Origin of the sequence: Nocardiopsis sp. LDBS0036, from assembly GCF_041228755.1 — a bacterium.
GTDB lineage: Bacteria > Actinomycetota > Actinomycetes > Streptosporangiales > Streptosporangiaceae > Nocardiopsis > Nocardiopsis dassonvillei.
Window position 1 is genome coordinate 48,184 of sequence record NZ_CP141103.1, and the last position, 24,768, is coordinate 72,951.

A 24,768-nucleotide genomic window follows, 5' to 3' on the forward strand; every position below is an offset into this window, starting at 1 on the left:
CAGATGTGGAACCAGTTGCACTTATGTTTCCGTTCCCGTCCGTGTGCGTTGCCTTGTGTCCCCTTCTGCTGTGGTAGAAGACCCTGCCGAGGATTTCCCTCCCTCGCGCCGCCGCTCCGCCACCGCCGAGGTGCCCGACCCGCAGGTCGGCGGCTCCCGTACGAGGCCCGCACCCAGGGTGACGTTGCCATTTCGCAACGGTTTTCCCCGAACAGCGGGGGTATTCGCATACCGTTCCCCTTCGGCCGGGATGCTCTCTTCGTGAGGAAGCAGAGGACCCGATCGCATTCACTCGCCGGGCCGGGGCCCGTCGCCCCCTCGGCCGAGGGGTTGACCATCGACGGATCGGAGGACCTTGTGAGTGGTCTCAGCGGTGGCGCCACGGTTGTCAGGCAGGCAGCTGGAGCGAGCGCCACGACGACACCGTCCGGAACGGGGCGGCTCTCGGTCGCCGAGGGCAGGATCGCCAGGGCCGCCCTGGAGGAACTGCCGAAGGACGGGGTGATCATGCTCGACGCCGGGCCGATGGCGGAGCGGATCGCGTGGTTGCTGCCCGCCGGGTGCGGGCTGAGCGTCCTGACCAACTCGGTCCCGGCCGCGCTGGGGCTGGCCTCGCGCCGCGACCTCTCCGTGCACCTCCTGGGGGGCCGGGTGAGCGCGGCGGCCGGGACCACGCTGGCCTCCGTGCGCCTGCTGGAGCAGCTCCACGTCGACGTGGCCTTCATCGTCGCCGACGGCGTGTCCCCCGGGCGGGGCCTGACCTGTGCCGATCCCGCGGAGGTGATGACCAGGCAGGCCATGGTGCGGGCCTCGTCCAGGACCGTGCTGCTGGCCGACCACACCAGGATCGGCGGCGACCGCATCTCCCGCTTCGCGCGCCTGCACGAGGTGGACTGCCTCATCACCGACAGCGGCACCGATCCCGAGGACGTCCGGAGGCTGCGCGGACGCGGACCGCGCGTACGCGTGGTCTGATCCCGCCCGGCGCCGGACACGCCCGGTGACGAACGGGTCGGCCGCCGGACGCGTCCGGCGGCCGACGGATGTGTCGCGCTCCACACCGCGGCGCCCTCCCCGCCCCGTCTCCGACCAGTCCCGCGGGTCGGAGACGGGGCAACCGGCTCCAACGGCGGTGTCGTTCAGATGTTGTTTTGCGTGTGTTTGTCGCAGGGCCGCGGATGCGTGTTCTTCTCGGGGTGCCGTGAGGCTGATGTCCGGAAGCTCCGCCGGTCCACAGTCACAGAAGGGGCACGGGGGTTGTTACGACAGGCGACTTCTCTATAAGCTCACGCAAGGACAGATAAAACCCAACCAATACCACGTGGTTTCGGTCAGTCCTCGGGCTCCGCCCCGCGCGACTCGGGTCACGCCGACCCGCGGCGGACCGAACCCGGGCGAGGGGGTCCCCTCCTCCGCCCGTTCCGCTCAACGGCCTCCGCGTCCGGTCCCGTGACCTCCCGGCGCAGGAGACCGCCCCCGCCCCTCGTCGGAAGGGAAAGGGCCCGTTCACCGGGTCGGTTCCGCCATGCTGCACCACCCCTCCCCTTCCCCGGCAGTGGAGAACGCACCGATGACGACAGCCGTGAGAAGAACCGGCGCCGTCCCGCGCGCGGCCGCGATCGCGGGATGCTGTGCGGTCCTCGCCCTGGCGGCGGGCTGCTCATCCTCCGAAAGCGGGGTCTCCGAGGGCGCGGTCTCCGGGGCGGAGGCCGCACCGAGTTCCCCGGCCGCCCCGTCCGGCGACGAGGAGGCCGCGGCGCTCGCCGCCTACACCGGCATGTGGGACACGGTCGTGGCCGCCTCCCACGAGGGCGGCGAGGTTCCCCCCGAACTCCGGGACTACGCCGTGGGCGGCGCCTACGCCCTCATGAGCGCGGCCCTGGAGGGGGCCCGTACCGCCGGTGCCCAGGTCACCGGCGAACCCGTCCTCGACCCCGTCGCCGCGGTCGAGGGACCCGACAGCGCGACGGTCGACGACTGCCTCGACGACTCCGGCTGGAACCTCGGCATGGGCGCCTCCTCCGGGCAGGGCCCGCGCCTCGTCGAGGCCACACTCATTCACGACGGACTCGCCTGGCGCGTGTCCGACCTCAGGATCTGGGAAGCGGGATCATGCTGAGACTCGTACGACCCACGGCCACGGCCGCGGTACTGACCCTGCTGGCGGCCGGAGCCGCCACCGCCCCCGCGCACGCCGACGACGGCTCCTTCCTCGGGCAGATCGAGTGCGGCAGCTCGGGCGGGAACGGCTGCTCCATCCTGCTGCGCTGGTGGCAGAGCCAGGCGGGCCAGCAGGGCTCCGGCGGTTCGGGCGGCTCGGGGGGCTCCGGCGGCTCCGGAGCCCAGGACGACCCCTACGCCCACGTCGACTGGGACGCGATCGACTGGTCCCAGGTGGACTGGAGCGCCATCGACTGGGAGTCCATCGACTACGAGCAGGACGGGGAGGAGGGGCAGGAGGGCACCGACATGGTCACCGCCCTCCAGGAGGCCATGGCCTCCTTCGAACTGCCCCCGCCCCGGATCGAGACCTCCCCGGGCAGCGACTCCCTGGTCCTGGTCAACACCCCCGTGTGGCTGTGGGTGGAGTCCCAGGACTGGGAGGCCACCGAGGCCTCCGCCGAGCTCCAGGACTCCTCCTTCACGGTCAGCGCCAGCCCCGTCTCCACCGTCTGGACGCTGGGCGACGGCACGCAGATCAGCTGCGAGGGCCCCGGGACGCCCTTCGACCCGGCCGTGCACGACCCCGAGTCGGCCTCCCCCGACTGCGGGCACGTCTACACCCTGCCCTCCGACGGCCAGCCCGGCGGCGCCTACCCCGTCACCGTCCAGGTCGGATGGAACGTGGGCTGGGAGATCACCGAGGGCGAGTTCGCCGAGGGCGCGACGGGCGAGTTCGACCCGCTCACCACGACCTCGCAGGTCGAACTCCAGGTGGCCGAATCCCAGGGCCTGGTCACCGGCACCGGCAACCGCTAACACCGAAAGAAGACGACAGACGTGGTGGACACGAAGACGGCACCGGCCCCCGCGGCCTCCCCGCGGCAGGGGGAGACCCCTCCGGTGCGGCTCCTGGGCAGCGGACCCCGCCGCTGGCGGTGGCTGGTCCTGGCCCTGGGCATGATGACCGCGGGCGGCCTGACCGGTGTTGTGGCCCTTGAGCAGATGGACGACCGGCAGGGCGTGCTCGTCGCCGACACCGACCTGCCCGCGGGCCACGTGGTGACCGCGGAGGACCTGCGGGTCGCGCGGATCTCCGTCGCCGACGGGGTCTCCTTCGTCGGCGCCGACCGCCTGGAGGCGACCGTCGGCCAGACCCTCACCGTGCCCGTCACCGAGGGCGGCCTCCTCCCCGAGGCCGCCCTGGGCACCGAGGCCGCCTTCCCCGAGCGGGACCGCGCCGTGCTCGGCGTGGCCCTGCGCGTGGGCCGCTTCCCCGCCTCGATCGGCCCCGGCGCCGCGGTCTCCGTGGTGGTCCACCCCGAGGAGGGCGCCACGGGCGGCGGCGTCGAGGCCTACCGCGCGCTCGTGCGCGACGTCCAGCCCTCCGCCGCCGAGGACGGCTCGGTGGAACTTGAACTCGTCGCGTCCTCCGCCGACGCCGCCGCCATCGCCTCGGCCGCCGCCGTCGAGCGGGTCAGCGTCGTCCAGGTCAACCCGCGGGGAGGCGCGTGATGCCCCGGACCGTGGCGCTCTTCTCCCTGGGCGGAGCACCCGGCGTCACCTGCGCGGCCATGGCACTGGCCGCGGTCTGGCCAGGCGAGGCCGGAGCCGTCCTGGTGGAGACCGACGCCTCCGGCGGCGACGTCGCCACCTGGCGCCGCCTCCAGCCGGACCCCGGCCTGACCGGCCTGGCCGCCGCCGCCCGGCACGGCGGGGCCTCCGCCGACCTGGCCGCGCACACCCAGATCCTCCCCGGAGGGCTGTCGGTGTGCCACGCGCCCGTCACCGCCGACCGCGCCGAGGGCGCCGTGCGCCTGCTCGCCCAGAACCCCGGCGTGCTCGTCTCCGCAGACGGGCCCGCGGTCGTCCTGGACCTGGGCCGCCTGACCCCCGGCGCGTCCGCCGCCGCACTGGCCACGTGGGCCGACGAGGCACTGCTGCTCGTCGCCGACGACCTGGCGCAGCTGCGCCGGGCCAAGGAGGCCTCCGAGGCCCTGACCCACAGCCTGCCGCGCCTGCGCACCGTCGTCGTCGGCGGCTCCGGCAACGTCCGCGAGATCGAGGGCGCGCTGGGCCCGGGCGTGTGGGGGCGGCTCCCCGACGACGCGCGCTCCGCGGCCTTCCTGCGCGGGGAGGCCAACCCGCGCAAGCCGCAGCGCAGGCCCCTGCTGAAGGCGGCGGCGCGTCTGGCGAAGGACCTCGCCGAGGGCGTCCGCCCCGCTGAGCCGGCCGACGGCGGCGGAGCCCCGGCGCCCGCGCCCGAGGCGACGGGGGTCCACGCATGAGCAGCGGACACGACGCCGGATACGACATCACCGACGGCTACTTCCTGGACACCGACCGGGCCCGCACCGTGGCCGACCGCGTGGAGCGGACCGTCACCGAGGCCACCCGGCGGCTCAGCGAGGAGACCCGCGGCCAACCCGAGGACACGCCCGAGGAGTACCGCGCCCGCGCCGAACGCGTCATCGCCCAGATCCTCGACGAGGACGCGAGCCGCGCCCTGTCCGAGGGCAGGCAGGTGCTCGACGCCACGACCGAGGCCTCCGTCGCCGCTGGCGCCCTGGCCCGGGTGTGCGGGCTCGGACCCCTCCAGCCGCTCCTGGACGATCCCGGGATCGAGAACATCAACATCAACGGCGTGCACGTGTGGGTGCGCCGCGCCGACGGAAGCCGCGAGCGGCACGACTCCCTCTTCGACGACCCCGACGAGGTCGTCGCCCTGGTCCGGCGCCTGGCGTCGGAGTCCGCCACGGGGGAGCGCCGCTTCGACCCGGGCGCGCCCATCCTCGACATGCAGCTGCCCGGCGGCGAGCGCCTCAACGCGGTCATGGAGGTCGCCCGGCAGCCCTCGGTGTCCATCCGCCGCCACCGCTACGGCCGCACCACCCTCGAACAGCTCCACGGACTGGGCACGATCGACGACACCCTGGTCGCTCTGCTGCGCGCTGGGGTGCGCTCCCGCCGCAACATGGTCATCACCGGCGGCACCGGCGCGGGCAAGACCACCCTGCTGCGGGCCCTGGCCGCCGAGATCCCCGTGGACGAACGCCTCGTCACCATCGAGGACGTCTTCGAACTCGGGCTGGACCGCGACCGCGACGCCCACCCCGACTGCGTCGCCCTCCAGGCCCGACCGGCCAACGTCGAGGGCGTCGGCGAGATCACCATCGCCGACCTGGTGCGCACGGCCCTGCGCATGTCGCCGGACCGGGTCATCGTCGGTGAGACGCGCGGCCACGAGACCGTCCCGCTGCTCAACGCCATGAGCCAGGGCAACGACGGCAGCCTCACCACCCTGCACGCCGCCAACTCCGCGGGCGCCTTCACCAAGCTGGGCGCCTACGCCGCCCAGTCCGCCGAGCGCCTGCCCCTGGATGCCACCGCGTCCCTGGTGGCCGCCGCCGTGCACCTGGTCGTGCACGTGTCGGCGCTGCCCACGGGCGGGCGCATGGTCACGAGCGTGCGCGAGGTGGTGGGGGCCGAGGGGCAGAACGTGGTCTCCAACGAGATCTACCGGCGCGACCGCAACGGGCCCCTGCCCGCGGCGCCGCCCAGCCCCAACACGCTCGACGCCCTGGCCGAGGCCGGGTTCGACCCGGCGATGCTGAGCCCGGACACGGTGGGGTGGGCACGGTGACGACTCCTGTTCTGCTCGTCGCCGCCGCGGGCGTCCTGCTCGGCGCGGGGCTGTGGCTGGCCCTGGCGTCGCTGGCGGCGTCCGGTGGTAACTCGCGTACCTCGCGGGTTCCGCAGTGGCGGGCGCTCCTGTTCGGCCGCCAGCGCCCGTTGAGGTTGGTCGCTGCGGTCGTCGGCGGCCTGCTGGTCTGGTTCGTCACCGGGTGGCCGGTGGCCGGTGTGCTCGCCGCCGCGGGCTGCTGGTGGGGCCCGGCGGTGCTGGGTCCCGACCGCGGTCATGAGAAACAGGTGGCGGGGGTCGAGGCCGTCGCGGCCTGGACCGAGATGCTGCGCGACCTGATGGCCGGTGCGGCCGGTCTGCACCAGGCCGTGGCCGCCACGGTGCCCATCGCGCCCGAGCCGGTGAGGGAACCGGTCGCCAGGCTGGCGGAGCGGCTGCGGGCCGGTCAGCCCACGCAGGGTGCGTTGCGGGCCTTCGCGGACGAGGTGGACAACCCCACCGCTGATCTGGTTGCTGCCGCTCTGAGCACGGCCGCCACTAGGCACGCCACCGACCTGGGCACACTGCTCGGCAGCCTGTCGGAGGCCGCCCGGGAGCAGGCGGCGATGCTCGTGCGTGTGGCGGCGAGCCGTGCGCGGCTGCGTACGTCCACTCGCATCATCGTCGGTACGACCGTGGGCGTAGCGGCGTTCATGTTGGTGACCAACCCCGACTACCTGGAACCGTTCGACGGCTTCGTCGGCCAGGTGGTACTCGCGGGCATTGGTGGCCTGTGGGCGGCGGCGCTCATCTGGCTGTCCCGAATGTCCCGCTTTGACCTGGGGCCCCGTGTGCTCGCACCTGCTTCTTCCCGCACCACGGAGGCCGTTCGATGACCCCTGTTCTGGCTGCGGCGCTCGCGGGTGCCGCCCTCGGGCTGGCCCTATGGGCGCTCTTCGCCGCTCGCTGGGCTCGGCCCACGCTCGCTGAACGTCTGGCCGCGCCGCCACCTCCCCGACCTGTCATGGTCGCTGGTCCGGACACCGGGGTGCTGACACGCCTGGGAAAGATCGGTGCTCCGATCCTTGAGGGTTTCGGAATGCCAGGACCCCGCACACGGCGCAATCTGCGAGTGTGCGAGCGTTCACCGGAGTCCTATCTCGCGGAGAAGTTCACCAGCTTGCTGTTGGGCCTGGCCCTGCCACCCTTGCTGGGAACGATTCTCTCGTTGGCTGGAGTGCGGCCGTCCGCTACGGTCGCGGCGGTCATGTGGGTGTTGTTCGTTCTCGGAACCTGGTCTGCACCTGACATGTCCCTGCGAGATGAGGCGAACAAACGTCGGGAGCAAATGCGTCGTGCTCTGGCGAGCTTCGCTGACCTGGTGGTGGTGTCGCTGGCCGGGGGAGCGGGTGTCAACGGCGCTCTGTCCGATGCTAGCGCTGCAGGAAACGGATGGGCCATGGCCCGTATCCGGGAGAGCCTACGCGAGGCAACGCTCATGCGTCAGTCGCCCTGGACTGCGCTACGCGACCTCGGTGAGCGCTACGACACCCCCGAATTCGCCGAGCTCGCGGCCAGCCTCCAGCTTGCCGGAGCCGACGGCGCGCGCATTCGCAGTTCTCTGGCCTCCAAAGCCAAGACACTGCGTACCCAGTTCCTTGCTGAGATGGACGCCGAGGCCCAATCCGCTACCGAGCGGATGAGCTTGCCGGTGGTCCTCCTCTTCGCCGGATTCCTCGCCCTCCTGGGGTATCCGGCTATAAGCCACATCCTGTTTAGCTCATGAAAACTCGACACACCTTGGAGAACCCCGATGCAGCGCATCACCGCCTATCTCAGCTCCCGGCTGCTCAGCCGGAGGGACGACGGCTACTCGACCGAGACAGTGATCATTACCGCGGTCCTCGTACTCGCCGCTGGCGCGGCGGCTGTCGCTATCGATGGGGTCATCAGGGAGAACATCACCGCTATTGGCGGCGGCTGATCTTGTCCTTTGCCCGGGACGACCGCGGTAACGCCGAAATGGCCATAGCCGCGCCTGTGCTGCTGGCCCTAGTCATGTTGGTCATCCAGACGGCCCTGTGGATGCATGGTGACCACGTTGTCGCCGACATCGCACGCAGGACCGCTGAGCAGTCGCGTACTGCGGGTGGTGGCACGTCGGTGGCTGAGCAGGCCGGAGGTTCCTTCCTCTCCGGTCTCGACGTGTCCGTCAGCCGCAGCGCGCAGGAGGTACGCGTGGTGGTGGACGCCGAGGTGCCCAGCCTCATCCCCGGCTTCAGTTGGCCGGTGGGCCACGAGGTCACCGCACCCGTGGAGCGTTTCGTCCCCTCGGAGGCAGCCCCGTGATTTGTGCGCACTCCATGGACTCCGAGCGAGCTGACCGGGGCTCGGCGACGGTGGAACTGGTACTCCTCACTCCCGCCCTCCTGGCGTTCGCCATGCTCATGGTGCTCGCCGGGAGGGTGGCGGACGCCAACTCCACCGCCGACCAGGTGGCGCACTCCGCTGCCCGGGCGGCCTCCCTCGAACGCAGCGTCGCCGCCGCAGAGGGAGCGGCCTCAAGTACCGCGGCGAGTTCCCTCGCCGAGAACGGCCTGGTCTGCGGCGACCACTCCGTCACCCTCGACCACGGCGGTCTGACCCCTGGAGGGGCGGTCACCGCCGTGGTCGAGTGCCGCGTCGGACTGAGCGGCCTGACCGGGCTGGGCGTCCCCGGAACCATGACGATCACCGGGGACGCCACCGTCGTCGTCGACACCTTCAGGGGGCAGCCGTGAGACGCACGGACGACAGGGGCCAGACCACGGCGTTCGTCGCCATCCTGGCCTCGGCCTTCCTCCTCTGCCTGGGCCTGGTCACCGACGGCGGCGGTCTGATGCGCGCCCGCAACGAGGCCGCCACCCTGGCCCAGGAGGCCGCGCGTGCGGGCGTCCAGCAGCTCGACTGGTCCTCCTACCGCGAGGGCACGAACGAGGTCGCCCTCGACCCCTCGGCGGCCTCCGCCGCCGCGCAGTCCTTCCTCAACGCCGCCGGTGCCACCGGTACGGTCGCGGTCAGCGGCGACACCGTGACCGTGACCTGCTCGGTGGACTACTCCTTCACCCTCCTACCGATGGGCTCGACCACCGTCGACGCCACGGCCACCGCACGTCCCCACACCCAGCCGACTCCCTAGCTCCAGTGAGGCGGACATGACCCAGATCCGACGGCTGAGCGCCCTCCTGCTCGCAGCGGCGATCCTGCTCGGCATCCCCTACCTGCTCCTGTGGCATCTGCCCTGGCCGGAGCTGCCGGACTCCTGGGCCGTGGCCGCGGCCCACCTGCGCGGCTGGCGTCTGCCGCCGGGTGTGTTCACCGCCCTGCTCATCACCGTGCTGTGGGCCCTGTGGGGTCTGTACGCGGCCGGACTGGTCGTGGAGACCTTCGCCCGCCTGCGCGGCATGCCCCGCAGGCTGCGCCCCCTCGGGCCGCTCCAGGTGGTGGCGGCGGCCGCCGTGGGAACCGTGGCGGTCGCCCCGGCCACCGCGTTCGCCGACACCGTCACCACGCAGGAGGACCGCGAGGCGGACGGGCAGCAGGACGCCGACGCGCCCCCCGCCCCCGAGGAGGCCCCGTCCGCGCAGCCCGTCGAGCGGGTGCGCACCGTCTCCGGTTTCGGCGTCGGCTCGGCCGAGCTCACCGAGCAGATGCGCGACGACCTCGCACCGGTCGCGGAGATGATCGACTCCTACGGCGACACCGAGACGCCCGTGCGTATCACCGGCCACACCGACCCCAGCGGGAACGCCCAGACCAACCAGGAGCTGTCCGAGCGCCGGGCCCAGGCGGTCGCCGACCACCTCGACGAGGTCCTGGGCGAGGAGGCCCCGGAGATGGAGGTGGAGGGCGTCGGCTCCGAGCAGCCCCGCGAGGGCGGCGCCGCCGCCCAGCGCAGGGCCGAGGTCGCCTACACCGTCGTTCCGCAGCCGACCTCCCTCCAGTCGCGTGTGATGGCCGCCGAGACGCCGGACCCCGGTGCCGGGGAGACCGCTGCCCCCGTCGAGGAGGACGACCCCGTGGAGGCGGCGGCCGCTGCCGCCGCCGAGGCCGCCGGGGACGGCGAGAACGTGCTGGTCGTGGAGATCCCCGACGGCGCCGTCACCGGAGCGGTGGCGTTCGCGGGCCTGGCCGGGGGATACCTGCTGGGCAAGCGGGGCGTCCGGATGCCCGGCGTCAGCCTGAGCCTGCCCCGCCTGCCGAGGGCGCCCCGCCGTCTGGCCCTGACCGCCCCGCCGCCCCGCCCCACCCCCGGGGACGAGATCGACGAGCGGGTGACGGTGGAACTCGACCACGTGCCCGGCCTCGGCATCACCGGGCCGGGTGCGGCGGGGGCCGCCCGGCGCCTCATCGTCAACGCGCTCGACCGCCTCAACGGCGACGCCGTGCGCGTGCTGCTCACCGAGGCCGAGGCCGCCCGCCTGGTGGGCGACCGGGGCCGCGACCTGCTGCGCGCGCATCCCTGCGAGCCCGTGCGGATGGTCGGCACGATGGAGGAGGCCCTGACCGTCCTCCAGCGCGAGCTGCACCAGATCGTCGAGGAGCCGGGGGAGCGGCCGCACACGCCCCTGGCCCTGGTGACCTCGCCCACCTCCGAGCACGAGACCGCGCTGTCGGGTCTGCTGCTGCACGGGCAGCAGCAGGGCATCACGGCCGTGGTCCTGGGCCGCTGGCCGCTCGGGGGCAGCTGCGTCATCGAGGAGGACGGTCTCATCACCGAGACCAGCCCTCCGCTCAACTCGGTCTTCCACTGCTCCTGGCCCGGCGCGACCGCCGAGGAGGTCATGGACGCCGTCCGCGCCTACCGCCACTCCTCGCCCGCCCTGGAGGAGACCGGTGACCGGGTGCCGAGCCCGGAGGCCGCCGCGGAGGCCGCCGCGGAGACCGTCCCGGACGTCGCGCTGGAGGAGGCCGGTTCCTTCGCGGAGCCGTTCCTCGGCGCCCTGGGGGAGCAGACCGCTGTTGAGACGGCGGAGGCGAACGAGCCGGTAGAGACGGCTGAGTCGACCGAGTCGACCGAGTCGACCGAGTCGACCGAGTCGACCGAGTCGACCGAGTCGACCGAGTCGACCGAGTCAGTCGATGCGGTTGATGCCGCTGTGGGCGAGAAGGACCAGAAGAGGGCCGAGGCGGCCGCGAAGCCCAGGAGGACCAAGGGGATCAGGAAGGCCAAGGCGGCCGACGCCTCGGAGGAGGGCTTCTGGGACGCCGACGTCTGGAACACCGACTTCTGGGAGACCGACGCGCCCGCGGCCGGGAAGGCCGACACCGACCGGTCCGAGACCGAGTCGGCCGAGGCCGCGCCGTCCGTGCCCGAGCGGCCAGGTGCACTGTGGTCCGAGGCCGAGCCGGACGACACGGCCCGCTTCGGGGCCGCGTCGGAGGTCTCCACGCGGCCGGACACCCGGTCGGACGGTTCCGTCATCGGGCGGCCCGCCGTGGAGGAGAGCACGACGCGGCCTTCCTCGTCCGCACCCTCCGTTTCCGAGGAGGTGGTTTCCGGATCGTCCGCGGACGCGGAACCCGCGGGCACCGGAGCGGACCGCTCCGCCCCCGAGCCGTCCGCCGCCGAGGAGGCCGAGCCCCGGCCGTCCGCGTTCGAACAGCTCGCCGCCGAGGAACAGGTGTCCCGGGAGACCGTGACGGGACCGTCCGAGTCCGCGCGGCCCACCGCCTCCGCACCCGCTCCGGAGAAGGCCGCCGCCGAGGAGTCCGCGCCCGAGCAGAGTGCGTCGGAGCGGTCCGCCCGGGAGGAGGGTGCCCCCGTGGCCTCCCCGTCCGAACGGCCCTCCGCCGAACAGTACGCCGCCGAGCTGTCCGCGCCCGCGCCGTCCGCGACCCGGGAACAGCGCGCGCCCGAGGAGACCGCGTCCGAGCCCGCCGAGCCCCGGGAGAACGCGTCCGCCCAGGTCACCGCTCCGGCACGGACGGAACAGCCGAAGGAGAACGCACCCGCGGAGCCCCCAGCCCAGCGCCCCGCGTCCGAGGAGGCCGTCCCCGCCAGGCCCGCCGCCGAGCGGCGTGAGCCGGAGCCCGAGCCCGCCAGGCCCGCCCCCGGGCGTCCGAGCACCGGCACGGTTCCGTCGGTGGTCGCCTCTCCAGCCCGCGCCCAACGCCCGTCCCAGCAGACGCGCACGGCGCCCGCCCAGCAGGAGACGGCCTCCGAGGAAGAGACCGCCCCCGTCCGCAAGGCCGCCAAACGCGCCGTGCGCTCCCGCCTCCCGAAGCCGAGCGGGACCGCGTCCGCTCCGGCGGCCCAGGCGTCCCCGTCCGCCCCGGCGGCGCGGTCCGAGCAGCCCCCGCTCCCGGACCAGCCCGCCCGCCCCGAGCGGGCCCGCGCCCGCGCCCAGAACGCGGCCGCGTCCGGCGCGGAGCCCCTCACCAGCCGCGCGGAGCGCATGGAGAGGCGCACCAGGGCCGAACGCAGGAACGCCACCGCCCCCGCCGGAGCCGTCGCCGAGCACCCCGTGCCGGACACCGATGGCGGGGAGTCGGACGGGTCCCAGCCGTCCCGGCCCCTGCTCCGCAAGCCCAAGAAGGCGGGACGCGGAAGGAGCTGGCGCCCCAGGGACAACTCCTGACCCGGGGCCCGCACCCAGGTGTCGTGGCGCGGACGGCCGGAGCCGACTCCGTACACTGCACGGACAGTGTGCGCGGCTCCGGCCGCGTCCCGCCAGCGTGACGAGGGGGTCGCAGATGAGGGCCAACCAGATGCCCACCGAGGAGATCACCCGCGACCCGGCGGCCTTCGCCGACCGGGTCACCGCAGACGGCCGCTTCGGCCGCCGCGCCGAGCCGGGCCGTTACCGCCTGGTCGTCAGCCGCGCCTGTCCCTGGGCGCACCGGGTCGTCATCACCCGTCGGCTCATGGGTCTGGAACAGGCCGTCTCCCTGGCCGTCACCGACCCCCGCCAGGAGGTCATCGAGGGCGACCCGCACTGGGTGTTCACCGAGGCGACCGGCAGCCCCGGCGACAGGGACCCCGTCCTGGGCATCCACGCCCTGCGCGAGGCCTACCTGGCGCGCGACCCCTCCTACGACGGCGGGGTCAGCGTCCCCGGCCTGGTCGACGTGGAGAGCGGCCACCTGGTGACCAACGACTTCGACCAGCTGGTCCGGGACATGGACACCGAGTGGGGCGGCCTGGTCAGGGACGGCGCCCCGGACCTGTACCCGTCCGCGCTGCGCGACGAGATCGACGCCCTGTCCCGGGAGGTCTACACCGACCTCAACAACGGCGTGTACCGGGCCGGGTTCGCCCCCGACCAGAGGCGCTACGACGCCGCGGTCGCCGCCGTCTTCGCCAGGCTGGACGCGCTGGAGGAGCGCCTCTCCGGTCGGCGCTACCTGGTCGGGGACTCGATCACCGAGGCCGACATCAAGCTCTTCCCGACCCTGGTGCGCTTCGACGCGGCCTACCACGGCCACTTCAAGTGCAACGTCCGCAAGCTGTCGGAGTACCCGGCGCTGTGGGCCTACGCCCGCGACCTGTTCCAGACGCCGGGGTTCGGCGACACCACCGACCTCGACCACGTCCGGATCCACTACTACTGGGTCCACACGGGGATCAACCCCACGCGGATCATCGCCGCAGGACCCGATCCGCGCGGCTGGCTCACCCCGCACCACCGCGAGGAGCTGGGCGGCAGCCCCTTCGGCGCCGGGACCTCCCCGGGGCCGGTTCCGAGGGGCGAGCGCGTCCCCGACATCTCCTGACCCTCGCGCCCCGGCCGCACCCCTCCTGGCGCGTCTCCGATCCGCTGGTGGACGTACCGGAACCGTGGCCGGTGTGACGCCAGTGGCCCTGAACCGCGATGGCGGGTTTGCCGCCGCTAACGGGCCGCGCGCGCGGGGCCGCGGCGGGCGAACCCCGGTATGTGCTCGGGGCGCAGGCCCTTGCCGATGAGGTAGGCGGGCACGAACGACAACCAGGGCATGCGGTCCAGGGCCGCCAGCACGGGCTTGGGCGGACCCTGCCGCTCGCCCCTGATGATCGGTTCGGCCAGCCCCCGGTGCATGAGGCGCTGGAGCGTCTGGACCGCGACCGTCGGCACGATCCGCCGCCTGCGCACCGCGGCCAGGTCGCGGGAGGCGAGCGAGCGCCCCTTCAACGGCCGGGCCAGCAGTGTCGCGGCGGCCACGGCGTCCTGCACGGCGAGGTTGATCCCCACGCCCCCGAGGGGGGACATCGCGTGGGCCGCGTCGCCGATGCACAGCAGGCCCTCCACGTGCCAGCGGCGCAGCCGGTTGACCCGCACGTCCAGGTGCTTGACCTCGTCCATGGACCGCAGGGCCCCCACCCGGTCGGCCAGCTCCGGCATGAGTTCGGCGAGGTCGCGCCGGAAGGCCCCGATCCCGCGTGCGCGCAGTTCCCGGTCGGTGCCCTTGGGGCCGATGTAGGCGATCTGGAGGTAGCCCTCACGCGGGATGACCACGGCGAACCTGCCCGGGGCCGCACGCGGGGTCAGGGTCGCGCGGTCACCCGACTCACGGGGCAGGCGGAACCACCACGCGTCGATCCCCACCGGGAACTCCCGGGACACCAGACCCGTCTCGCGGCGGGCCAGCGACCACCGCCCGTCACAGGCCACCGTCAGGTCGGCGCGGATCTCCCCGTCGCCGTCGAGGTCCCGGTAGCGCACGCCCGCCACCCGGCCGGACTCGTGCAGCAGCCCCGTCACCTCGGTGTCCATCCGCAGGGTGAAGGCCGCCTCCTCGCCGCCTGCCTCGGCGATGAGGTTGAGGAAGTCCCACTGCGGGACCATCGCGATGTAGGGGTGGGCGAGCCCCCGCAGCCTGCGGAAGTCGGCGACGGTCACGGTGCGGCACCCGCCCAGCGGGAAGGCCACCTCGTCCAGCCTGCTCTGCGGCAGCCGGGCGAACCGCTCGTACAGGCCCAGCTCCTCCAGCAGCTCCAGGGTGGAGGGGTGCACGGTGTCCCCGCGGAAGTCCCGCAGGAAGTCGGCGTGCTTCTCCAGCACGGTGACCTCGACACCGGCCCGGGCCAGCAGCAGGCCCAGAACCATTCCGGCGGGGCCGCCGCCGACGACCACGCAGGTCGTACGCTCGCTCGTGCGTTCACTCATGGCGACTCCGCTCGTTCAGGGCGATTGTGGTGACGTGTCGGCGGTGTTCGGATCGGTCGCGACGGCGCGCAGGAAGGACTCGGCGAACACCGCGCTGACCTCCTCGATCCCGGGGAACTCCACACCCTCCACTCTGTCCAGGGCCGGGCGCAGCATGCAGTGCACGGCGATCGGGGCGAGCATCTGCTGGATCAGCAGGGGGACCGTCAGGTCGCGGACGCGGCCCGCGGCCACCTCCCCGGCCAGCCACCCGCCCAGTCCGGCGAGCAGGCGGGGGAAGAAGAACCGGACGAGCAGGTCGGAGGTGGGTCCCTCGGGGCGGGCGAACACGTCGGCGAGCATGGCGGGCAGCACCCGGGGCTCGCGGCTGAAGGCCTTGCCCAACAGGCGGTAGATCGCCCGGACCCGGTCGGCCAGGTCACCCGCCGGTCCGCTGAGCACCGCCTCCAGGTCCAGGATCGGGCCGTAGCGCTCGAAGACCGCGCGCAGCAGCTCGTCCCGTCCGCCGAAGGTCGCGTAGAGGCTGTGCACCGAGCACCCGGCGGAGGCGGCGACCGCCTCCAGGGTCGCCGCGGCCAGTCCCTGTTCGCTGATGAGGCCGCCCGCCGCCTCGACCGCGCGTTCCCGGACGGGGCGCTGCCCGCCCGGGTCCACGCCCGAGGCGCGCACCGCCTCGTCCAGGGCCCGGCGCGAACCCCCCACACGGCGCAGGAGGGTGCTGCGGGAGATCCCCGCCTCCTCCGCGATGGCGATCAGGGGCACGTCGGCCACGTCCTTTCCCAGGTTCTCCGAGGCGCGGACCGCCGCGCTCACGAGGCCGGTCGGGATCCGTGGACTGTTGAGCTCTGACATCATGGCAAAGGTAACACGTAGGCGAGTATCAGGGAAGGGTGGAAACCCCTCGCCCTCGAAGCGCCGGAGCCGGTCCGAGCCGGTCCGGTCCGCGCTCCCGGCGGGCCCGGGCCCCGGCTGAGGGACCGACCGGAACTGTTGCCCCTGTGCTCCGCGAGCCCAGAGCCGCGGTGCGGCCCCGGGCTCGTGCGGCGGGTCCGGGGCCGTCCGCCTTCCCGCCCGCGGCCGTGAACGGCCACCGCACGGACACGCCGCCGGAGAGCCGCGTGTGCGACGGGGCCCTGCGCGCGGGCAAGGACGCGTCGCCGGACCCCCTCGGGCGGACGTGCCCTAGTGTTGGCCGCTGGGGGAGGGTCCCGTGCGCGAGGGCCGGTGCGGGCACCGGCTACCGCCGCCCTCGCCCCGCCGGTCGAGCGGCCGGTCCGACGCCGACAGGGAGACAGAGGGAAGTGAGCGGCCGGTGCTGAGACTGCGCGGTCGGGAGTACGACGCGGACACGACGCTGGTCATGGCGATCGTCAACCGCACCCCCGACTCCTTCTACGACAGCGGTGCCACCTGGGACGACGGTCCCGCCTTCGAACGCGTGCGCAGGGTCGTGGCCGAGGGCGCCGACATCGTGGACATCGGCGGCGTCACCGCGGGCTACGGCCAGCCGGTCGACGCCGACGAGGAGAAGCGCCGCGTGGTCGACTTCGTGGCTGCCGTCCGCGCCGAGTTCCCCCAGCTGGTGATCAGTGTGGACACCTGGCGCGCGTCCGTGGGCCGGGCGGTGTGCGAGGCGGGCGCGGACCTGCTCAACGACGCCTGGGGCGGGTACGACCCGGAGCTGGCCGAGGTCGCCGCCGAGTTCGACGCCGCCCTGGTGTGCACCCACACCGGCGGCGTGGCCCCGCGCACCCCGCCGCACCGCACGCGCTACGAGGACGTGGTGCGCTCGGCCGTCGAGGACACGGTCGCCCTGGCCGAGCGCGCGGTCTCCCTCGGCGTGCACCCGGCGTCGGCGATCATCGACCCCGCGCACGACTTCGGCAAGAACACCTGGCACTCCCTGGAGCTGACCCGGCGCCTGGACGAGATGACCGCCACCGGCCGACCGGTCCTGGTGTCGCTGTCCAACAAGAACTTCGTCGGCGAGACCCTGGACCTTCCCGTCGGCGAGCGCCTGACCGGCACACTCGCCGCGACCGCCGTGTGCGCCTGGCACGGGGCGCAGGTCTACCGTGTGCACGAGGTGGCCCAGACGCGGCAGACGCTGGACATGGTCGCCAGCATCCGCGGGGTCCGTCCCCCCGCGCGGGCCGTGCGGGGACTGGTGTGAGGGAGGGGAGAGCGTGATCGTCGCGACCGCCGTCTGTCCGCATCCGCCGCTGCTCCTGCGCGAGCTCGGCGGCGGCCTGGACCCGCTCGCCGAACTGCGCGAGGAGTGCGAGTCCGCGGTGAAGGCCCTGGCCGCGGCCGAACCGGACCTCCTCGTCGTCGTCGGCGGGCACGACGTCTCGGCCGAGCACGCCGAGGCGCTCGTGCCGGTCCGCGAGTTCGGCGGAACGGGGAGGCGGGTGCCCCGGGAACGGACGCTGCCGCCGAGCCTGGGCGTGGCGCGGCGCCTGCTCGACACCGTCGGCTACCGCGGACGCGTGGAGATGCTCACCGTGGCCTGGGGCGCCTCCGCCGCCGAGGTGGAGGAGCTGGGGCGGCGGATCGCCGCCCGCACCGGACGGATCGGCCTGCTCGTCATGGGCGACGGCAGCGCCCGGCGCGGCGACAGGGCCCTCGTGCGACCGGACGAGCGCGCCTTCGCCTTCGACGAGGAGGTCCGCCGCCGCCTGTCCGAGGGCGACTGGGAGGGGCTGGCCCGGCTGGACCCGGCCCCGGCCGCCGAGCTGATGGCGCAGGGCCGGGCCGCGCTCCAGGTCATGGCGCACGCGCTCGCCGCCGACGCCGACGACGGCCGGGGCGGCGAACCGGCGCGGCCGCGGGTGCTCTACGCCGACGACCCCTTCGGGGTCATGTACTTCGTGGCGGTGTGGCCGTGCGGCTGCTGATGAACGACGCCGCCCCCGGCGCGGCCTCCCCGGGCCAGACCCTGGACGCCTCCGCCCTGGAACGGCTCTACGCCTACCCCGACCGGCCGTGGCTGCGCGCCAACATGGTCGCCAGCCTGGACGGTGCGGCGGCCGGGAACGACGGCCGCACCGAAGCCCTCAACACCCCCGCCGACCTGGTGGTGTTCACGCTCCTGCGCGACCTGGCCGACGTGGTCCTGGTCGGCGCCGGAACCGCGCGCGAGGCGGGCTACCGCAGGACGGGCCCGCGTACCGGCGACCGGGCGGCCCGCGCCGTCGCCGAGGGCCGCGCCGACCGGCCCGAGATCGCCGTGGTCAGCGGCAGCGGACGGGTTCCGCCGCTGCTGGCCGAGCCGGCCGGGGAGGGCGGCGGGGTGCTGCTGGTGACCTGCGGGGCGGCCGGGAACGAGGCCCTGGACCGGGCGCGCCGCACCCTGGGCGAGGACCGCGTGCTGGTGTGCGGGCGCGAGCGCGTGGACCTGCGCGCGGCGGTCGGGGCCCTGGTACGGCGCGGACTGCCCCGGATCCTGTGCGAGGGCGGGCCCCGGCTGCTGGCCGACGTGGCCGCGGCCGGTCTGCTGGACGAGATGTGCCTGACGGTCGTCCCGCTGATGGCCGGGGGAGTCCAGCAGCGCGTCGCGGTCGGCACGGCGGCCGACGCGCCGCTCGTGCCCGGTGTGCTCATCGAGTCCGAGGGCACCCTGCTCCAGCGCTGGCTGCGCCCGCCGAGCTGACCGCCGGGCCCGCGCGCGGAGCGCCTTCCACGGGCCCCGGCGGGAGCGATCGCCGACCGCTCGGCGGGCCCGGTACCCGTGGCGGACCCCGGGCGGCCCTTCCGCGGGGTCGGCCCCTCCACGGGGCGGGACCGGTCGCGCCGGGACTCCTCCGCGGTCGGCGGACCCGGTTCCGGAGCGGTGCCGAGACCCCGTGCGGTCACCGGCGCTCCTCGCGGTCGGCGGGCCGGAGCGCAGCCGCTCGGCTACCGGCGCCCTTAGCGGTCGGCCGCTCCCGTCCCGACCCCGTCCACCAGCGGGGCCAGCACGAAGTCGGCCAGCGGGAACGCGTGCTCGTCCACGTGCTCGCGGGCGCGTTCGCGCTGGCCGGGGCCCATGGTCAGCGCGTGCACCAGGACCGTCCCGTACAGCGCCTCGGTGAAGGGGGCGGTGTCGGCGCCCGGCGGCAGCTCGCCGCGTTCGACGGCCCTGCGCACCATGTCCGCCATCCCGTCGCGGTGCACGCGCACCAGCCGTTCCTGGAGTCCCACGAAGGTCTCCATCCCCGTGGTGGCGTCTACGGCCACGCGCAGGGTGACCCAGCCCGACGGGGCCAGGAAGTGGTCCAGCAGGGCCGAGGCCAGCGCGCGGGTGTCGCCGCGCAGGCTGCCGGTGTCGGCCGCGGCGGGCGGCCGGGTGTGCTGCTCGATGGCGTCGGCGAGCAGGCGTTCCTTGGTCGGCCAGCGCCGGTACAGGGCGGCCTTGCCCACCCCCGCCCGGCGGGCCACCCCGTCCAGGGTGAACGCGGCCCAACCCGCCCTGCCGTACTCGGCCAGCGCCGCCGCCATCGCCCGCGGAGTGAGGCTGGGGTCGCGCGTGCGCCCCCGCCCCGTCCTCGGCGGTGTCGTCCCCGTGCCCCTCCGTGCTCGCTCACCCATGGGGCACGTTATGCCCAGGTAACGGCCGATGAAAATCCGCGGTCGCCTCCATCCGGGCGTTCGCGGGCCGGGACCGGTGCCGTCCGCGCGTCCCACGGCCCGCCCGCCGTCCGGTCGGCCCGCTGCCCGCTGTCCGTTCCGCTCGCCGTCCGGTCGGTCCGCGCCCGCCGGTCACGGCGTCCGGCGCACCGCCCGGTCCTCGGCGATCGCCAGCATCTGCTCCTGACGCCTCTCCACGGCGGGCCGCTCCGGTTCCGCCACGCGGCTCAGCTCCCCGACGCGGCCGCGCCGGTTGGCCAGGGCCACCGCCGCCGACCGCCGCATGCCCAGAGCCCCGCCCTCGGAGGCCAGCGTCGCGCGCACCCGGCGCCGGTAGGCGTGCCGGACGGTGAAGTACACGGCCATCGTGGTCAGGAAGACCGCCGCGACCTTGAACACGACACCACCGAACCCGGCGAACAGCGGCGAGTCCAGCAGCCAGTGCAGCGCCATCGCCAGGAGCACCAGCAGGGCGGCGGCCCCGGCCCTGCGACTGCCGGGCCGCCACGCCACCGCCGCCAGCAGGCCCACGGCGGTGCCCGCGACCGCCGACATCGCCCAGTGCGAGCCCAACCCCGTCAGGACCAGCCGCACCACGGTCGTCTGCGCCACCGGCACCAGTCCGCCGGTGCCGCCCGACTGGACGATCGCGTTCATCGAGTAGACGAAGTTCTCCGTCACCTCGAAGCCCAGACCCACCAGGGACCCGATCACGAACCCGTCCACCGGACCGCGCACGGCGGCGGGGAAGGCCACCGCCACCAGCACGATCCCGGCGAGCTTGAGCACCTCCTCGTTGAGGGGGGCGGTCATGGCCGCCCCCCAGACCCCGGAGAAGGGCAGCCCCAGGCTCTTGGCCCAGATCGAGCCCAGGCCCGCGTTGGCGACGACCCCGCCCGCCGGCGCGGCGGTCAGACCCCAGAGCACCGCGACCACGGAGGCGTCCAGGGCGGGGTCGCGCACCGGACGGATGCGGCGCAGTACCCAGAACCCGAAGGCCAGCGTCACCAGCCCCAGGAACACCGCCAGCGCCGCCTCGGAGAAGAAGACGCGCACCAGCCCGGTGAACCGCACCGCCAGGTAGCCCAGGCCCACCGCGCACAGCACCCCGATCAGGACGAGCGCGGCCAGCGCGGGCAGCCGCTGCCCGCGGGCGCGCCCGCCCCCGGTCGGCCGCTCCCAGGCGTGCCGGGGACCGGAGTCCTCCTGGCGGGCGCGGCGCGGCGAGGGCACGGAGCCCCGGTCGGTCGCGGCCGGACGGTTCTCGGGTTCGGGGTTCACGAGCCCTCCCGGGTGAAGGAGACCGAGCGCACGACGTCGGCGACCGCGCTGAGGTCGGCCGGGGTGGCCTCGCGCCCGGCCAGGGTCATCTCCACGGCCAGCTGTCCGTCGGGGGAGGGGTAGACCACCGCGGAGCCGTCCCCCTCCCGGCTCTCCAGGGCCCCGGCGAGCCCCTCGACGCCGCTCCGGGTGGAGATGGCCTCCGGGGCGCCCAGCCTCGCCGTCGCCTCGCCGGCGCGCACGACCCGTCGCAGGCCCGCCCACAGCTCCTCCAGGCTGGGCGGCGGCGAGGTCACGGGGGTGATCGAACTGAGCGTCAGCTCCACGGGCCCCCGGGTGAAGCGGTAGATCTGCCCGGCCTGGCTGGAGCCGGTGTTGAGGTGCCAGCCCTCCTGGGGGAAGGTGAGGGAGGCCCGGTAGTCACCCGCGGACCCCACGGGCACCGGTTCGCCGGAGGGGACGGACTCCGAGCCGGGCAGGAGCGCGTTGACCAGCGGCCAGGCCACCACCAGCAGCGCGATCGCCGCCGCGGCCACGCCCAGTGGCACCCAGTTGCTGCGGGGGCCGCGCCGCTGTGTGCGCGCGTCCTCCCCGGTCGCCTCCGCCATGGCGTTCCCCCTCGTCACCCGCGGTGATGCCCTGTCACGGCAAGCGAAACATTCGGGAGTGTGTGCTTTGGTGGCACGGCGCCGACTTGGCACACGTTTACGGTGATTTCACCAATGCGGGGGATCGGCGCGGGGGCGCGGTGACCGGCCGGGAACGCTCAGAGGCCGGTGGGCATCGGGCCCCCGTTCCACTCGACGGTGTCGGACAGCGCCGCCGCGAGGTCCATGTCGGTACCGGTGAGGTCGGCGTGGGCGCGGTGCAGGTTGAGCACGATGCGCTCGGCGTCGGCCCAGTCGCGGAATCCGCCCAGGTCGCAGTCCCTGGCGTTCTCCAGCGGGGTGAGCCCCCGGGCGACCCCGTCCCGGGCGGTCTCCAGCACGAACCGGTAGTAGCGCTCGTGCTCACCCAGCACCGCGTCCAGCCCGGCGGCGCCCAGCAGCGGGCCGTGCCCGGGGACCACGTGTTCGGGGCCGAACGCGTACAGCCACTCCAGCGAGCGCAGCGCGCCCTCCAGCGAACCCATGAACACCAGCGGCGTCAGCCCGTGGAAGACCAGGTCGCCGGTGAACAGCACCCGCTCCTCGGGCAGCCAGGCCACCACGTCGCCGGGGGTGTGCGCCGTGTGGCCGGGGTGGCGCAGCTCCACCCGCCGCCCGCCGGTGTGGACGGTCAGCTCCCGGTCGAACACGATCGACGGCAGGCGCCGGGTGACGCCGCCCCAGTCCGGAAGGGGCGACCAGAACGGAGGGCAGGCGTCCAGGATCGGGTCCTGCGCGAGCGCCTCGCGCATGGCGGCCTGCCCGATGAGCGCGGCGGACTCGGGCAGCAAGCTGTTGCCGTAGGTGTGGTCGCCGTGGTGGTGGGTGTTGACCGCCCACCGGACGGGCGCGCCGCCGGTGGCGCGCGCCAGGGCGCCGAGGAACGCGCGGGTGCGTGCCTCGGACGCACAGGTGTCCACCACCAGGAGCCCGTCGCCCCCGGCGACGGCTCCCGCGTTGTTGACCCACCAGGTGCCGTCCGGCTGCACCCAGGCGTACACGCCGTCCACGACCTCTGTCAGGCTCGCCGCATCCGGCCCTGTCCGTGCGGTCCGGTCCATGGGGTCCTCCCTCGCGCTCGCCGACTTCGGGGAAAGAAGGAAGAGGCTACAACAGCGCCCCCGCGGAGCCCACCGTGGCCGGTACCGGCCGAAGAGGGAAACGGCCCCCATACGCGCTGTTATCGTGACGACCGCATATCCGGTTCGTGCGTCCGTGGGCGCACGCGCACGCCCTCGGACGGGCCAGGGAGCAGGGACACACGTGAACAGCGAGGCGGGTATTCCCGCGGGCTTCTCCCGGGAGGGGAACGCCCACGGAGCCGGAACCGAGCACCGGGACGCGAGCGGTTCCGAGGAGGGACCGGAGCACCGGGAGGGCCCGCAGCGCCGCGATGACGAGGCGCTCCCCCGGTCCGGAGACCAGCCGGGACCGCTCCGCGCGGCCTGGCCCCTCCTCTCCGCCCTCCTCGCCTGGGCCGGAACGGGTCTTGTCGCCAGCGCCCTCCTGCTGTCGGTGGTTTCGCTGTTCCCGGGGGACTCGCCGCAGGACTTGGGGCTCGGCCCCTCCCTGCTCGTGGCGTTCTCCGCCGGACTGGCGCTGCTGGTCCTGGTCCTGCGCCACGCGGCGTCGCGGGAGACCGGCCCGGACCACGACCGCAGGGGGCTGATCCGCCTCACGGCGCTGGCTGCTGGGGCCGCGCTGCTGTCGTACCTGGCCTACCGCTCCTTCCCGCTCGACGCCTTCGCCCGGCTCACGGAGAGCAGGGACACCTGGGCCCCGTCGGTCCCGGGCAGCCTCCAGTGGGTTGTGCTGTGCGCGTTCGCCCTGGGCTTCCTGGCGCTGCTCCTCGCCGTCCACAGTCCACGGTCCCAGCCGGGCGGGCGTGCCTGGACGGGCTTCGCCGCCGGTGTCCTGGCCGTGGTCACGGCCGGGTGGGCGGCCGTCTCCGAGACTACCCACCAGCCGCTGGAGCACGCGGTCGCCGCCCCCGGAGCCGCCCCGGGCATGCCGACCACGGTCACCCGGGTGGGCTGGGCCTGGGAGAAACCCGAGGACGCCAGAATCGAGCGGGTCGTGGCCGGACCGCGCGGGCCGGTCGTGCTGCTCGGGGACGGGCTGGTCGGCCTGGACGGTGCGAGTGGTGAGGAGCTGTGGACCTACCGGCTCCCCTTCGGCTGGTACACGAGCACAGACGCGTCCCTGGGGGGCGACCTGGCGTACGTGAGCTACCGACAGGTCCCCGACGACATCGAGAGCGGGCGGATGACCGCGGTCGACACGGCCACCGGCGAGATCACCAGGGAGGTGCCGGCACCGCCTGAGGAGCGGTCCGTTACCGGGGACGACCACTTCATCGGTGTCCTTCCCACGGGCAGTCTCTACACGGGCTCCGACGAGGAGCCGGGAACTCTGATCGCGTACGGCGATACCGGAGAGGACGAGCTGTGGACCTTCACTCCCACTCCCCAGGAACCGGAGACCATCTGTGATACGGAACGGCGGGTCCTTCTCCATGAGGACCTGATCCTGGCGGCGTACCTGTGCCGGGGGGAGTCGGATGTCCGGCCTCTCGTCGTTCTCGGCCTGGACGCGCGTACCGGGGAGCAGAGGTGGCGCACGCAGATCGGGGACCCGTACCCGAGCGGCTCCATGCGGATCTTCTGGGAGGGGCGCGTCGTGTCGGAGGGGGAGCACCCCGTGGTGGGAGTCGGTTCCGACTCCGGTCCCGTCACTCTGCTGGATCCGCGCACGGGCGCGGTGGCGGGCGAGTTCCCGGAGTTCCTGATGGAGGATGACGACGAGGCCAGCCAGGAATACCGGGCGATCCGTTCGGGATACCGGGGACGCGTCCACGCCGACACCGGAGGCGCGGTCTACGTCGAGCGGGACGGGAACGACGGGCACCTCGTCCACCGCGTCGACCCCTCCGGCACGCTGGTCCGCACCACCATGGTCCCCGAACCGCCTTCGGGGGATGACGAGATCAGCGACGCCCTCGTCGTGGGGGACACCCTCCTGGTACCGCACCAGGAGCAGCCGGTGTGGGGCGGCGAGGTGGCGGCGTCCGTGCGTGTGATCCCGCTCGGGGAGGGACCGGACGAACCGGAGGACGGCGGCACGGTGATCGGGATCGACTCCGCCGTGAACCTCCGACTGCTGCCCGTCCCCGGGGCCGTCACCGCCTACGACTGGGACGAGGGCACCACCGTGTACGGCCTGGTGCCCTGACCCGGCACCTCCACAACCCCCTCCGGATCTTCGTCGGAGCCGGGCCCACTCGTCTCCTCGGGGAGCCCCCGAAAGCACGCCTGGGACGCCCGCA

The 24,768-nt window shown here is 74.0% G+C and carries 24 protein-coding genes and 1 pseudogene; 19 read left to right on the plus strand and 6 right to left on the minus strand.

Annotation, left to right across the window (positions count from 1 at the left end; genetic code table 11):
• Positions 1–357: 357 nt before the first annotated feature.
• From UIS43_RS00035 to UIS43_RS00105, 15 genes and pseudogenes are all read left to right on the plus strand, one after another.
• Positions 358–975 (plus strand): DeoR/GlpR family DNA-binding transcription regulator, encoded by a 618-nt coding sequence (locus UIS43_RS00035; protein WP_013152264.1) that lies wholly within the window; start codon positions 358–360, stop codon positions 973–975.
• A 595-nt stretch (positions 976–1,570) separates the two neighbouring features.
• On the plus strand, positions 1,571–2,119 hold the full coding sequence (locus UIS43_RS00040; RefSeq protein WP_013152265.1) for a hypothetical protein: 549 nt from the start codon (positions 1,571–1,573) through the stop codon (positions 2,117–2,119).
• Positions 2,113–2,979 (plus strand): hypothetical protein, encoded by an 867-nt coding sequence (locus UIS43_RS00045; protein ID WP_013152266.1) that lies wholly within the window; start codon positions 2,113–2,115, stop codon positions 2,977–2,979. Before UIS43_RS00040 ends, UIS43_RS00045 begins: the two co-directional genes overlap by 7 nt.
• Positions 2,980–3,000: 21 nt before the next feature.
• Positions 3,001–3,675: an SAF domain-containing protein gene (locus tag UIS43_RS00050; RefSeq protein WP_041552444.1), complete on the plus strand. Its 675-nt coding sequence runs from the start codon at positions 3,001–3,003 to the stop codon at positions 3,673–3,675.
• Positions 3,675–4,448, plus strand: a complete 774-nt coding sequence (locus UIS43_RS00055) for a hypothetical protein (RefSeq protein ID WP_370012125.1) — start codon at positions 3,675–3,677, stop codon at positions 4,446–4,448. Before UIS43_RS00050 ends, UIS43_RS00055 begins: the two co-directional genes overlap by 1 nt.
• On the plus strand, positions 4,445–5,803 hold the full coding sequence (locus UIS43_RS00060; RefSeq protein ID WP_013152269.1) for a CpaF family protein: 1,359 nt from the start codon (positions 4,445–4,447) through the stop codon (positions 5,801–5,803). The genes UIS43_RS00055 and UIS43_RS00060 overlap by 4 nt, the downstream gene beginning before the upstream one ends.
• Positions 5,791–6,678 (plus strand): type II secretion system F family protein, encoded by an 888-nt coding sequence (locus UIS43_RS00065; RefSeq protein ID WP_117198175.1) that lies wholly within the window; start codon positions 5,791–5,793, stop codon positions 6,676–6,678. The genes UIS43_RS00060 and UIS43_RS00065 overlap by 13 nt, the downstream gene beginning before the upstream one ends.
• Entirely contained in the window at positions 6,675–7,568 is an 894-nt protein-coding gene (locus tag UIS43_RS00070) for a type II secretion system F family protein (RefSeq protein ID WP_232832971.1), read from the plus strand. The genes UIS43_RS00065 and UIS43_RS00070 overlap by 4 nt, the downstream gene beginning before the upstream one ends.
• Before the next feature lie 27 nt (positions 7,569–7,595).
• The gene (locus UIS43_RS00075) at positions 7,596–7,766 is read left to right on the plus strand and encodes a hypothetical protein (RefSeq protein ID WP_198662395.1); all 171 of its coding nucleotides are present in this window, start codon (positions 7,596–7,598) and stop codon (positions 7,764–7,766) included.
• A 38-nt stretch (positions 7,767–7,804) separates the two neighbouring features.
• Positions 7,805–7,900 (plus strand): annotated as a pseudogene (locus UIS43_RS00080) (TadE/TadG family type IV pilus assembly protein); the annotation flags it as partial.
• 45 nt (positions 7,901–7,945) lie between these two features.
• Positions 7,946–8,131: a hypothetical protein gene (locus UIS43_RS00085; protein WP_232832972.1), complete on the plus strand. Its 186-nt coding sequence runs from the start codon at positions 7,946–7,948 to the stop codon at positions 8,129–8,131.
• Between the two features lie 14 nt (positions 8,132–8,145).
• Entirely contained in the window at positions 8,146–8,562 is a 417-nt protein-coding gene (locus tag UIS43_RS00090) for a TadE/TadG family type IV pilus assembly protein (RefSeq protein WP_117198178.1), read from the plus strand.
• Positions 8,559–8,960 (plus strand): TadE/TadG family type IV pilus assembly protein, encoded by a 402-nt coding sequence (locus UIS43_RS00095; protein WP_013152275.1) that lies wholly within the window; start codon positions 8,559–8,561, stop codon positions 8,958–8,960. Before UIS43_RS00090 ends, UIS43_RS00095 begins: the two co-directional genes overlap by 4 nt.
• A gap of 16 nt (positions 8,961–8,976) precedes the next feature.
• Positions 8,977–12,402 carry an OmpA family protein gene (locus tag UIS43_RS00100; protein ID WP_370012127.1) on the plus strand — a complete coding sequence of 1,142 codons (3,426 nt, stop codon included), beginning with the start codon at positions 8,977–8,979 and terminating at the stop codon, positions 12,400–12,402.
• 115 nt (positions 12,403–12,517) lie between these two features.
• Complete coding sequence (locus UIS43_RS00105) at positions 12,518–13,537, plus strand: glutathione S-transferase family protein (RefSeq protein ID WP_013152277.1); 1,020 nt, start codon at positions 12,518–12,520, stop codon at positions 13,535–13,537.
• A gap of 116 nt (positions 13,538–13,653) precedes the next feature.
• On the opposite strand, the gene UIS43_RS00110 is transcribed toward UIS43_RS00105, so the two are convergent.
• Both UIS43_RS00110 and UIS43_RS00115 read right to left on the minus strand, forming a co-directional pair.
• Complete coding sequence (locus UIS43_RS00110; protein ID WP_013152278.1) at positions 13,654–14,907, minus strand: FAD-dependent oxidoreductase; 1,254 nt, start codon at positions 14,905–14,907, stop codon at positions 13,654–13,656.
• 15 nt (positions 14,908–14,922) lie between these two features.
• Complete coding sequence (locus tag UIS43_RS00115) at positions 14,923–15,762, minus strand: TetR/AcrR family transcriptional regulator (protein WP_013152279.1); 840 nt, start codon at positions 15,760–15,762, stop codon at positions 14,923–14,925.
• A gap of 457 nt (positions 15,763–16,219) precedes the next feature.
• On the opposite strand from UIS43_RS00115, the gene folP reads away from it, so the two are divergent.
• Genes folP through UIS43_RS00130 form a run of 3 tightly spaced genes read left to right on the plus strand, consistent with a single transcriptional unit; the run spans position 16,220 to position 18,559 of the window.
• On the plus strand, positions 16,220–17,080 hold the full coding sequence (gene folP / locus UIS43_RS00120) for a dihydropteroate synthase (RefSeq protein ID WP_013152280.1): 861 nt from the start codon (positions 16,220–16,222) through the stop codon (positions 17,078–17,080).
• Between the two features lie 13 nt (positions 17,081–17,093).
• A complete protein-coding gene (locus UIS43_RS00125; protein WP_013152281.1) occupies positions 17,094–17,804 on the plus strand; it encodes a hypothetical protein in 711 nt (236 codons plus the stop codon).
• Positions 17,786–18,559 (plus strand): pyrimidine reductase family protein, encoded by a 774-nt coding sequence (locus UIS43_RS00130; RefSeq protein WP_081461702.1) that lies wholly within the window; start codon positions 17,786–17,788, stop codon positions 18,557–18,559. The genes UIS43_RS00125 and UIS43_RS00130 overlap by 19 nt, the downstream gene beginning before the upstream one ends.
• A gap of 257 nt (positions 18,560–18,816) precedes the next feature.
• Here the strand turns inward: UIS43_RS00130 and UIS43_RS00135 are convergent, their stop codons facing one another.
• The 4 genes from UIS43_RS00135 to UIS43_RS00150 form a co-directional block, all read right to left on the minus strand.
• Positions 18,817–19,476, minus strand: a complete 660-nt coding sequence (locus tag UIS43_RS00135; protein WP_013152283.1) for a TetR/AcrR family transcriptional regulator — start codon at positions 19,474–19,476, stop codon at positions 18,817–18,819.
• Between the two features lie 171 nt (positions 19,477–19,647).
• Entirely contained in the window at positions 19,648–20,796 is a 1,149-nt protein-coding gene (locus UIS43_RS00140; protein WP_071621749.1) for a PrsW family intramembrane metalloprotease, read from the minus strand.
• Entirely contained in the window at positions 20,793–21,404 is a 612-nt protein-coding gene (locus UIS43_RS00145; RefSeq protein WP_013152285.1) for a hypothetical protein, read from the minus strand. The genes UIS43_RS00140 and UIS43_RS00145 overlap by 4 nt, the downstream gene beginning before the upstream one ends.
• Positions 21,405–21,562: 158 nt before the next feature.
• Positions 21,563–22,504, minus strand: a complete 942-nt coding sequence (locus UIS43_RS00150) for an MBL fold metallo-hydrolase (protein ID WP_013152286.1) — start codon at positions 22,502–22,504, stop codon at positions 21,563–21,565.
• Positions 22,505–22,706: 202 nt separating this feature from the next.
• Here UIS43_RS00150 and UIS43_RS00155 point away from each other — a divergent pair, with 202 nt between their 5' ends.
• Complete coding sequence (locus UIS43_RS00155) at positions 22,707–24,674, plus strand: PQQ-binding-like beta-propeller repeat protein (RefSeq protein ID WP_370012130.1); 1,968 nt, start codon at positions 22,707–22,709, stop codon at positions 24,672–24,674.
• Positions 24,675–24,768: the final 94 nt, after the last annotated feature.